General features: G+C 58.9%; 8 protein-coding genes and 1 pseudogene. 8 read left to right on the top strand and 1 reads right to left on the bottom strand.

Annotated features, from left to right (window positions below; all coding sequences use genetic code 11):
* The first annotated feature begins 399 nt into the window (after positions 1–399).
* From AACX88_RS17260 to AACX88_RS17240, 5 genes are all read left to right on the top strand, one after another.
* Complete coding sequence (locus tag AACX88_RS17260) at positions 400–1,203, top strand: CPBP family intramembrane glutamic endopeptidase (protein WP_339394103.1); 804 nt, start codon at positions 400–402, stop codon at positions 1,201–1,203.
* A gap of 109 nt (positions 1,204–1,312) precedes the next feature.
* Positions 1,313–2,599: an FAD-dependent oxidoreductase gene (locus AACX88_RS17255; RefSeq protein ID WP_339394101.1), complete on the top strand. Its 1,287-nt coding sequence runs from the start codon at positions 1,313–1,315 to the stop codon at positions 2,597–2,599.
* A 77-nt stretch (positions 2,600–2,676) separates the two neighbouring features.
* Positions 2,677–3,531, top strand: a complete 855-nt coding sequence (locus AACX88_RS17250; protein WP_339394100.1) for an ABC transporter permease — start codon at positions 2,677–2,679, stop codon at positions 3,529–3,531.
* On the top strand, positions 3,524–4,294 hold the full coding sequence (locus tag AACX88_RS17245) for an ABC transporter ATP-binding protein (protein WP_339394099.1): 771 nt from the start codon (positions 3,524–3,526) through the stop codon (positions 4,292–4,294). The genes AACX88_RS17250 and AACX88_RS17245 overlap by 8 nt, the downstream gene beginning before the upstream one ends.
* A 325-nt stretch (positions 4,295–4,619) precedes the next feature.
* Positions 4,620–5,786, top strand: a complete 1,167-nt coding sequence (locus AACX88_RS17240) for a nucleotide sugar dehydrogenase (protein ID WP_339394098.1) — start codon at positions 4,620–4,622, stop codon at positions 5,784–5,786.
* Between the two features lie 31 nt (positions 5,787–5,817).
* On the opposite strand, the gene wecC is transcribed toward AACX88_RS17240, so the two are convergent.
* On the bottom strand, positions 5,818–7,092 hold the full coding sequence (wecC, locus tag AACX88_RS17235) for a UDP-N-acetyl-D-mannosamine dehydrogenase (RefSeq protein WP_339394097.1): 1,275 nt from the start codon (positions 7,090–7,092) through the stop codon (positions 5,818–5,820).
* 446 nt (positions 7,093–7,538) lie between these two features.
* On the opposite strand from wecC, the gene wecB reads away from it, so the two are divergent.
* From wecB to AACX88_RS17220, 3 genes and pseudogenes are all read left to right on the top strand, one after another.
* On the top strand, positions 7,539–8,642 hold the full coding sequence (wecB, locus tag AACX88_RS17230) for a non-hydrolyzing UDP-N-acetylglucosamine 2-epimerase (protein WP_422614454.1): 1,104 nt from the start codon (positions 7,539–7,541) through the stop codon (positions 8,640–8,642).
* A gap of 356 nt (positions 8,643–8,998) precedes the next feature.
* Positions 8,999–9,778, top strand: a complete 780-nt coding sequence (locus tag AACX88_RS17225) for a glycosyltransferase family 32 protein (protein WP_339394095.1) — start codon at positions 8,999–9,001, stop codon at positions 9,776–9,778.
* A gap of 64 nt (positions 9,779–9,842) precedes the next feature.
* A pseudogene (locus AACX88_RS17220) lies at positions 9,843–10,639 on the top strand (ISL3 family transposase); the annotation flags it as partial.
* Between the last annotated feature and the right edge of the window lie 134 nt (positions 10,640–10,773).

Here is a 10,773-nt window from a genome sequence, read left to right as displayed (position 1 = left end):
CCGGCAGCGGCTCCACTCGAGCCTCGGCTACCGCACGCCCGCCGAAGCGCGCGCCGACTACACCCTTCAGGCCGCGATCGCCGCCTGATCCACAAAGAGATCGTCTACGAAACTTGACACAGCCCACTCCGCTCGTTTGGGCCGCAGCGCGCTTTTGGGGCCGTGCACCGCCCACGATTCGCGCCACGGCCCAATCGAGAAGCGCCACCGCCCAAACGACACCCGCCCCGGCCCAAACGAGACCCACCCCGCGTCATCCGACGTCACAGAATTCACGGACACGTCATCTCCGCCCCCGCGCAACCCCCTAGTCTGTGATCAGCTGCTCGTGGACACCCGCGAGCGGCAACGGCATCGCCGACTTCACGGCCGGCCCGACAGTACAAGGTGGTACTGCTTGTGACATCCCCATCGTCAGTCACCGAGTCCGGACGCCCGTGGGCGCTGACCATCCTCTGGATCGTCCTCATGGCCCCGCTCTCGCTCGCCGGAACGGCCCTGCAGCCGCTCACGCCGATCCCGTACGAGGTGTTCCCGCTCGTCATGATCGGCCCAGCCCTCGCCGCGCTCATCTGCAGACTCGTCGTTCCATCATGGTTCCCGGCACCCGAGGAGACCGCGCCCAAGGCCCGCTACCTGCGCGCGATCGGCGGCACCGTCATCGCAAGCATCGCCTTCATCGCCGTGCTCGTGGCACTGCTCGAAGGCGGCAATCCTGCCCTGCCGGTGGGCTGGGCCCCGGTGCTCGGGGTCATCGCGGTCATCATCGGACTCACGCTCGGCGGACTGCTCGAGGAGATCGGCTACCGCGGTGTGATGTACCGGGCGCTCGCGACCCGCATGGGCCCCGTCCTCGCGATCATCATCAACGGCGTGTTCTTCGGCCTCTGCCACCTCCAGTACTTCGGGGCCGGCCTGCTCGCGGTCGCGCTGTTCGTCCTCTCGACGGTCTTCATGGACGTCGTGATGGTCGCCCTCTGGACCGGTTCGTGGAATCAGCGAGTGATGGTCGCGACCCTCTTCCACGGCGTCGTCAACGTCGCGCTCGCCCTCATCGGCGATCCGATGACGAGCCTCCGAGCCTTCGCCGTGCTCGCCCTCGCCACGGCAATCGCGGCGCTCGTAGCCGTGCCGCTCGGCCGTCGCCTGAGGGTCGGCGATCTCCGCCCACCGGCCACCCAGACCGCCAGCCAGCCCGCCTGACAGCCAGCCCGCCTGACGGCCACCCAACCAGCCTGACAACCGCACCCCCATCCTCCCATTGAACAGGAGCCGGGAGGTCTGTTCGCGCTCCCGGTCTAGCATGGGGATCATGGGGAAGACAATCGTCATCATCGGTGCCGGCCTCGCCGGAACCACCGCCGCCAGAGAGCTCAGCCAGGCGGGTCAGCCCGTCACCCTCATCGACCCGGAGGCCGGTGACACGTACGAGCGCCCGCCCCTGTCGAAGCACCTCTTCGACGACTCCCGCTACCACCTGCCGTACCATCTCGAGTCCGATGAGGGCATCACGTTCGTTCGCCACCGCGCTGTGTCGCTCACCCTCGCCGAGGCGGGATCCGAGTTCGCCGGCACCGTGCACCTGGCCTCGGGGGAGACGCTCGACTTCACACACTGCATCCTCGCCACGGGCATGGAGGCCAACCGGCCCGAGGTCCCGGCCTATCCGGATGCGCTGCCGGTCTACAACCTCGGCGAGGCGGAGTGGATCCGGAACTTCGTCGCCGAGGCGGACGAACCCCTCGACGTCGGTGTCCTCGGATCGGGGTACCTCGGGATCGAGGTCGCCAGCGCCGCCGTCGCCGCCGGGCACAGAGCCACCGTCTACCTCCGCGGGACCGAGCCTCTGCGTCGGCAGCTCTCGGCGCCGGTGCGGCAGGCGCTCTTCGCCAAGCACGCCGAGGCGGGGGTGAGGTTCATGACCAACCTCGAATCGGTCGAGGCGATCCCGGCCAACGTCCACGACCTCTTCGTCACCAGCGTCGGCGCCCGGCCGGTGCGCATCCCCATCGACGGGACGCTGCCGACGACCGATGAGCATGTCGCCGACCCCGAGGGCACGGTTGCCGGGGAGGCCCCGACGTTCGCGTGGGACGTCGACGCGCGCCTGGCCACCGCCTACCCGGGCGTCTGGGCTGCGGGTGATTGTGCCCACATCACCGGCGGCCGGTTCCCGCTGACCCATCCGTGGGCGTGCGAGCCGGTCGCGGAGAGTCACGGGAAGTACCTCGCCCAGCAGATCCTCGCCGAGGCGGCCGACCGTGGCGTGGATGGTGCTCAGTCCTCGTCCGGTGAGTCGGAGCCGTGGTCGGACGTTCCGTGGCACTGGAGCTTCCAGGGCCCGGAGAAGGTGTTCACAGCCGGTCTGACCAGCACTGATGCCGACGATACTATCCTGCGCCGGGATCCGAGCGGGGAGAAGTTCCAGGTCTTCCACTTTGCGGGACCGGATCCGGAGGCCGAGCTCATCGGCGTCGAGACGCTCAACTGGCCGCCGATGCAGGCCGCTGCCAGGCGGGTGCTCGCGGGCGATCATGTGCCCACGCGGGCGCAGCTCGAGGACCCGGATTTCGACTTCAAAGCGCACAGTCGCTTGTGAGTCCATCTGGAGGTCATCGCGTAGACTTCCTGTGTTCCATCCCAGTCGCCGACGAGAGAATCTTTACGTACATGGACATGGCCAAGCTTGCTGCCGAGCATGGACTCGCCAGAGTGGGTGGGCGGCCGTCACTCTTCGCCTACATCAAGCAGTTGTGGAAGCGCAGCGATTTCACGCTGACGCTGTCCCGGTACCGGATCCAGTCCGAGAACGAACGCAATCGGCTCGGCATGCTCTGGGTCGTGCTGCGTCCGACGTTCTCGGCCCTCATCTACGGCACGATCTTCGGTGTGCTGCTCAAGGGCGCCGGGGTCCGGCCGGACGACTTCGTGCCGTTCGTCGTCATCGGCGTCTTCATGCTCGAGTTCTTCAACTCGTCGATGACGGGTGGGTCGAAGTCGATCATCTCGAATGCCTCTCTCGTCCAGTCGCTGCCGTTCCCGCGCATCGTCCTGCCGATCGCGACGGTCATGCAGAACCTGCTCAATTTCATGCCGACGATGGCGCTGATGATCATCGTCGCGATGATCTACGGGGCCAGGCCGTCGTGGGAGTGGCTGCTCTTCATCCCGCTGATCATCCTCTTCTGGATCTTCAACCAGGGTGTCGCGTTCATCTTCGCCCGCGTGACCGTGCATTTCCGTGACCTCAGCCAGGTGACGCCGTTCATCTCGCGGATGATCTTCTACACCTCGGGCGTGTTCTTCTCCCTCAATGAGATGATCCAGCGCCTCGGCAAGCCGGAGCTGCAGCCGTTGGCAGACTGGCATCCGCTCAACGAGGTGCTCTCGATCTCGCGCGGCATCCTCATGAACGGCTATGAGATTCCGTACGAGTACTTCGGGTACTTCGCCGTCTGGGCTTTCGGGATCTTCGTGTTCGGCTTCGTCTTCTTCTGGCAGGCCGAGGAAAGGTACGGTCGCGATGAGTGAGGCAGAGAAGGTCCACACCGAGGCGACCGAGAAGACCGATCCGGTCGTCATCGCCGACGACGTCCATGTCGTCTACAAGACGCTGGCGACGGGCAAGAAGCTCAAGCTCGGCGGTGCCGGCGGCATGCTGCAGAAGACCCGTGGACTGCGCGAAGTGCATGCGCTCAAGGGCGTGAGCTTCGTGGCGCATGCGAATGAGTCGATCGGCGTCATCGGCAGCAACGGTTCGGGCAAGTCGACGCTCATGCGGGCGATCACCGGGTTGACCCCGACCTCGCAGGGAGCGGTGTATGCGAGTGCGCGGCCGAACCTCCTCGGCGTGGGTGCGGCCCTCATCCCCGATCTTTCGGGTGGACGCAACATCATCCTCGGCGGGCTGGCTCTGGGTCTGACCCGGGCGCAGGTCGAGGAGAAGTTCGATGACATCGTCGACTTCACGGGTCTGGGTGACTTCATCGACATGCCGATGCGCACGTACTCCTCGGGCATGTCGCAGCGTCTGAAGTTCGCGATCGCCACCGCGGTCCAGCATGAGATCCTCATCGTCGATGAGGCGCTGGCGGTCGGTGACAAGAAGTTCCAGGAGCGCAGCGAGGGGCGGATCCGTGAGATCCGGGAGAACGCGGGAACAGTGTTCCTCGTCTCGCACTCGATGCGGTCGATCAAGGACACGTGCAATCGCACGCTGTGGATCGAGAAGGGCGTGCTCAAGGCCGACGGCCCCACCGACGACGTCGTCAAGGAGTACGAGTCGTACAAGTAGGGGAACGCGTTTCGGATGGGTTCGACAACCTTGTGCGACGAGCAAACTCAATAATGTAGTTGGCTGTCAGGATCCTCCATCTGTTGGATTGGTCGTGCAATGAAGTCCAAGCGTGCTCCCACTGAAGGAATCGCATGAAGTCTTGATTTTCCTCTGTTCCGTGGACTCGAAATATTCGCCAGCCTCCGGGGGCGCGAAGTTCCTGGCACGGTTACTGCGATCTGGTGCCGGTCGTCTATTGCTACAGGTAGAATCAGTTCGTTGAACGCAACTCCATTCCGTCGTGCGTCAAGCTAATCTGCTGATGCCTACGAGAGGCCATCTCATGAAGATCACCGTTGTCGGCACCGGGTACGTTGGACTGTCGAACGCGGTCCTTCTGGCTCAGTACAACGAGGTTGTCGCTGTGGACATCGATCGGTCTAAGATCGACTCCATTAACAGCGGCGTTTCGCCCATCGAAGACCAGGACATCCAGCGGTATCTCACTGATAAGCCGTTGCGGCTGAGTGCCACAAGCGATCTGAGCCAAGCCGTTCGAGATTCGGAATTCGTCATTGTCGCAACTCCTACGGACTATGACACCGAAACTGGGGAATTTGACACCTCGTCTGTCGAAACTGTGATCAATCAAGTTCGAAGCCTTGCTCCGCATGCAACGATAGTCATCAAATCCACAGTGCCCGTCGGTTTCACCCGGTCGTTGCAACGGGAACACGCCACGCGGCAGATTCTGTTCTCTCCGGAATTCCTTCGCGAAGGGCAAGCGCTGCACGACAACTTGCATCCGTCGCGCATCATCGTTGGAGATTCGACTGAGCTTGGGCGCAGATTCGCTGAGCTTCTCAGTGAGGGTGCACTTGACGATGACACGCCAATCCTGCTGACGGATCCTACCGAGGCTGAAGCAATTAAGTTGTTTGCAAACACATACCTTGCGCTTCGGGTTGCATACTTCAATGAGCTCGATACGTATGCTGCCACCCATCGCCTCAATACGCGTCAGATCATTGAAGGCGTGAGCCTAGATTCGCGGATTGGAGCTCATTACAACAACCCCTCCTTCGGATATGGAGGGTACTGTCTGCCGAAAGATACTAAGCAGCTCTTGGCGAACTATACGGACGTGCCACAGGACCTCATTGCGGCAGTCGTGGACGCGAACCGAACACGGAAAGACTTCATTGCTGAGGATATTCTTCGTATGAATCCTACGACTGTGGGAATATATCGGCTTACAATGAAGTCAGGTTCAGACAACTTCAGGTCGTCGTCGGTGCAGGGTGTTATGAAACGAATCAAGGCGAAGGGCATCGAAGTTATCGTATATGAACCCAATCTTCACGAGAGCTTCTTCTTCCGTTCAGAAGTCGTCAATGATTTCAGTGAGTTCGAGCGACGTAGCGACGTAATCGTTTCTAATCGGATCACGGTGGAACTCAAAGCGGTCGTGGACAAGGTCTATTCGCGTGACATTTTTGGTCGGGACTAGGCTTCGTAAGTAGGAAAGTCGCTAAAGCTGGTCAAGTGGTGGACTCGCTGTTCCACAGCCCCCGAGTGTCATGGACGATCTTCTGAGTGAGAAGCTTGCGATCGATGCGGGCGAACTCGTAATGGTCAACGAGGAGGAGGACAATGTCGGCTGCCTCGACTGCAGCGTACAGTTCGGTGAGAGTGACGTTCTCCCGTACCTCGAGGTCGGAGGGCAGCTTATCGATGTTCGGCTCGACTGCCATGATCGTTGCCTCGGGAAGCTCATCGGAGAGCTGGTTGACGATCCGACGAGCAGGGCTCTCGCGCAGATCGTCGATGTTCGGCTTAAACGCGAGGCCGAGAGCAGCGACGCGGACGTCCTTGATCCGTTTGGCCTGGGGCAAGAGCTTGTCGAGCACGAACTGCGGCTTCGAATCGTTGACCTCGCGCGCAGTCTTGATGAGCGAAGAGTGCTCAGGTGTCGTGGCGACGATGAACCACGGGTCGACGGCTATGCAGTGCCCACCGACGCCCGGTCCTGGCTGCAGGATGTTCACTCGCGGATGATGGTTGGCCAAGTCGATGAGCTCCCAGACGTTGATGTCGAGCTTATCGGCGATCATCGAGAGTTCATTCGCGAAAGCGATGTTGACATCGCGGTAGGCGTTCTCAGTCAGCTTCGACAGTTCTGCGGTGCGCGCGTCGGTCATGAGGAACTCGCCCTCGCAGAAGAGCTGGTAAAGGTCGCGTGCGCGTTCGCCCGCGTTGCCATTGAGGGTGCCGACGATCCGGTCATTCGTGCGGAGCTCGATCATGATGCGACCCGGAAGCACGCGCTCAGGGCAGTGTGCGAAGTAGATGGTCTGAGCGGTCCCCGGCTCGAGCGTGAGATCAGGGCGAGTACTGAGAACAGTCTGAGCGAGGAACTCTGTGGCACCAGGAGGGGAAGTCGACTCGAGGATGATGACTTCGTTGCCCTCGAGCAGAGGGGCGATCTGCTTACCCGCAGTCTCGATATACGACAGGTCGGGCTCATGCCCGTCGGTGAATGGAGTGGGCACCGCCACGATGTAGTTGTCAGCGTGGGGAGTTTTGGTGCTCGCCTTGAGGAACCCCTGCGACACGACGCCGGCCACCGTCGTGGCCATATCCGGTTCGACGAACGGCACCTTCCCTTCGTTGATGACGTTGACGTTCTTCTCGTTGATATCGACTCCGATCACATCAGCGCCGGTGCTCGCTAGGATGGCGGCAGTAGGCAAGCCGATGTAACCAAGGCCAATCACGGCGACTGTAGGCCGCGCGTGCTTCGTAGGCGCATTCATGAAAGGGAACTCCAAGTCGTCAGGGCCGTGAACGTCCTCGGCCGCTAAGGGTGCGGGTGTATGTACAGTTGACTGGATAGGCCGAGCGGTGAGGTAGGTGGAAGTGAGAGGCACGATCGGACTTCAAACAGGCATAACCATATCAATGTGCCAGTAACCTGGTGTCACAAACCGAGCCGTAGAACGTGACGATTCGGTCACCAGTCTATAGCAAGCGAGACCTCCATCCTGACCTCGTCGCCTGCGAGCAATTTCCGCCCTCCGATAGATGATATATTGTGATCGATGCGCCGCGAACAACTATCACGCACACGAAGTCAGAAAGCGAACTCCTAGCCAGTGCGAATGTCGAGCTCGCCAAACCGGCGCGAACACCGCTGAACGCGTGAAGTAGTTGTAACAGAGGAGAATGAGTGAATAATGCCGTGACCGCTAACGCAAAAGTCATGATTATCTACGGTACGCGACCGGAGGCTATCAAATTAGCGCCGGTCATCAAGGCTTTCGAGCAAGATCCGACGCTGACGCCAATCGTCGTAGTCACGGCGCAACACCGAGAAATGCTTGACCAAGTCAATGGCGTATTCGAAGTAATCCCGGATGTCGACCTAAACCTTATGGCGCACGGTCAGACGTTGAACGATATCGCTGGCACCGTGATCTCGCAAATTGACGAAATTCTCGACATGTACCGACCTGCTGCCGCCGTAGTGCAAGGCGACACCACAACGGTAATGGCCGCGGCGATTGCATCTTTCAATCGCGAAATACCCGTCGTTCATCTGGAAGCAGGACTCCGTAGCGGAAACATCCAATCACCATTCCCGGAGGAAGCAAACCGCAAAATAGTTTCCCAAATTGCAAGCATTCATTTGGCCCCTACGGAGGTGTCTCGCACCAACCTACTCACTGACGGTGTACCCGACGATCGTATCCATGTTATTGGAAATACGGTGATTGACGCGCTGAACTGGGCAGTCTCACGACCTCCACGTGATGGTCACCCGTTGTCCAATCGACTGGAAACCGACACCAGACGTGTCTTGCTGGTCACAACCCATCGTCGCGAGAACTTGGGTGCGCACATGGTGAGCATCGGTCGTGCTATGAGGCAACTTGCACTCAAATTCCCCGACCTTCTCATTGTTTGGCCAGCCCATAAGAACCCAGAAGTGAGAGCGTCCATCACGCCTCAGATCGAGGATGTCGGGAATATCATTTCCACCGAGCCGCTCGAGTACGGTGAGTTTTCGCGTCTCCTCGCAAGGTCAGACATTGTGCTCACTGACTCGGGAGGGATCCAAGAAGAGGCGCCTAGCTTAGGGAAGCCCGTTCTGGTCCTTCGCGAAAACACTGAGAGACCCGAAGCGGTCGCGGCTGGTGGAGTCAAACTGATCGGTACAAACACAAACCGCATCGTCGATGAAGTAAGTACGCTCCTAGACGACGATGAAGCCTACAGCAGCATGGCGAACGCCATGAATCCCTACGGGGACGGCCGTTCGGCTGAAAGATGTTTAACAATCATTAAGAAGTTTCTGAATATCTGAAAAAGCGGCACTTAACGGGCGCTAGTAATATAAATAATTTGGCGGCCCGCATGCCGTCCGAGAACAAGCTGGCGCCGGATCGAACAGGCCCAACGCGATCGTGAATCAATGCGAGCGTCATCCGTGATCGGGCTAATAAAGATTATCAACATTGACTTCCAGCTGGACAATTCCAGTTTGATTGTTTTGCGACCTCATATTTTCGGCAAACTACTTCGTTGTTACGTTGGACGTGTGACGACGCACTTTCCGCAGAACGACCCTCAGGTCGCCGGATTGAACTTGTTATGCTAGAATTAGACGAATGCGCTTTGAAAATGTCTGCGCTGAGTATTGGTTTTCTATGAGGGGTCACGTTGAGCGTTTACACTTTTTGGCAAAATCGATCTTCGGCATCTGCGCCGCCACCCTATGTGCTGCTGTGCCTCGTCAGCATGGAGAGAGCTCTCGGAGACAATTTCACGTTAGTTTCGTCCAGAAATCTTGCCGAAGTTCTTGGCGATGACGTTCCGCATAAACACTGGCGTTTTACTAGTTTAGGGTCCGCAGAAAAGATCGAAGTCAGGTCTATTGTCGCCAAGTCTGACTATTTACGAATGAAGTTAGTCGGAGACAAGGGCGGCTACTGGATAGATGCCGACACGCTGGTGTTCCGTGATTTCACGAGTGTTCTGGATCGTGAATTGCATAAAGGCAAGCTGCTGTGGCATAGTGAGCAACTATTTGGGGCTGAAGCGAAAAACGAAATATTGCTTACTGCTGCAGAAAATATGTTCACCCAGGAATATCAGACGTGGGGAAATCCTGGCGGTATAAAGGATCTTGTTGAATCAAATCCCGACATGATTGCGAAGATCGATTTCAATATGATAGCAACTAAATCATCCCCGGAGTATGGGTTTAGCAATCAAGAAGTTGTTCTGGATCGCCAAATGCCGGTATCCGATTTTCTTGCGAACCCGGATCAGCGAATCCTTAAACTATATAACACAGCACTTTCTGATTCGAGCATTTCTGATGTATCCGTCGAGGAATTTCTAGATAGCTCGACACTTTTGGCGAAGATTTTTCTCTCTGTGGAAGACAGAAAGTTTTGGGTCGAGCGCTCGAAGGCGTTTGTGGAGTCACATTTTTAACCTCGTCGTTTCAGGATTTGGACCGTCTGATTCGAGTGCCTCGGGAGCTTCTGACCAGGGATGATGGCGTCGTTTTCATGAGCCTGATAAATACGTCACCGTGATCATCGACCTTACCCCGATCAGCCAGGGGCAGGCCCGGGACCTTCTCGACTTGGTGCCTGGACGGTCGAAGCAGGTATTCAAACAATAGTTGAGAGCCCGTCCGAACGCTTGGCGTGATGGCATCGACGTCGTGGCGATGGACGGATTCTCCGGGCTCAAAGGGGCCTCGGCTGAGGAGCTACCCGATGCTGTCGAAGTCATGGACCCGTTCCATGTTGTCAAACTCGCCGGCGTTGTTCTCGACGAGGCACACCGCCGTGTTCAACAGGAGACCACCGGCCACCGCGGCCGAGCTGGGGCCCACTGTCTCGGGCGAGAAGAACCTTGCACACAGGGGCTGATCTGCTTACGACCAGGCAGCAGGAGAGGGTTGCGGGTCTCTTCGGCGACCCGAGTTTCACCGAGGTAGGAGTCGCCTGGGCTGTGTACCAAGACGTTGTGAGCGCCTATCGAACCGTCGACCGTGATGAGGGCAAGAGGCTTTTGCTCAGAGTCATCGATGCCCTAACAACGAGCGTGCCGACCGAGTTCATTGAGCTTAAGAGGTTGGGAAGGACTCTGAAGCGTCAAGCTGCTGATGTGCTCGCGTTCTTCACCCGGCCGGGGACGTCGAATGGTCCGACTGAGGCGATCAATGGCAGGCTTGAACATCTTCGCGGGTCTGCTCTGGGGTTCCGTAACCTCACGCACTACATCGCGAGATGTCTGCTCGAGTCCGGTGGATTCAGACCGGTTCTACACTCTCGTTTACGATGAGCCTTGAGGGCTCTTCGCAGCTGAGAGTGTAGTCGGGTTGGGCGCGTCGGTCGCTGGATAGGGGTCGAGGCCCTCCGAGGATGGAAGTTCTGACACTGCCCATCCTGAGGACCTCGACATGGATCACGCTACCT

The sequence above is a fragment of the Brevibacterium metallidurans genome (assembly GCF_037101285.1).
GTDB classification, from domain to species: domain Bacteria; phylum Actinomycetota; class Actinomycetes; order Actinomycetales; family Brevibacteriaceae; genus Brevibacterium; species Brevibacterium metallidurans.
The sequence above is the reverse complement of the archived record's forward strand: the minus strand, read 5'-3'. Positions and strand labels throughout refer to the sequence as shown.

Coding starts and splice junctions, on each gene's coding strand:
- AACX88_RS17255 (WP_339394101.1), top strand. CDS start 1,313: ATGGGGAAGACAATCGTCATCATCGGTGCCGGCCTCGCCGGAACCACC.
- AACX88_RS17250 (WP_339394100.1), top strand. CDS start 2,677: ATGGCCAAGCTTGCTGCCGAGCATGGACTCGCCAGAGTGGGTGGGCGG.
- AACX88_RS17245 (WP_339394099.1), top strand. CDS start 3,524: ATGAGTGAGGCAGAGAAGGTCCACACCGAGGCGACCGAGAAGACCGAT.
- AACX88_RS17240 (WP_339394098.1), top strand. CDS start 4,620: ATGAAGATCACCGTTGTCGGCACCGGGTACGTTGGACTGTCGAACGCG.
- wecC (WP_339394097.1), bottom strand. CDS start 7,092: ATGAATGCGCCTACGAAGCACGCGCGGCCTACAGTCGCCGTGATTGGC.
- wecB (WP_422614454.1), top strand. CDS start 7,539: ATGATTATCTACGGTACGCGACCGGAGGCTATCAAATTAGCGCCGGTC.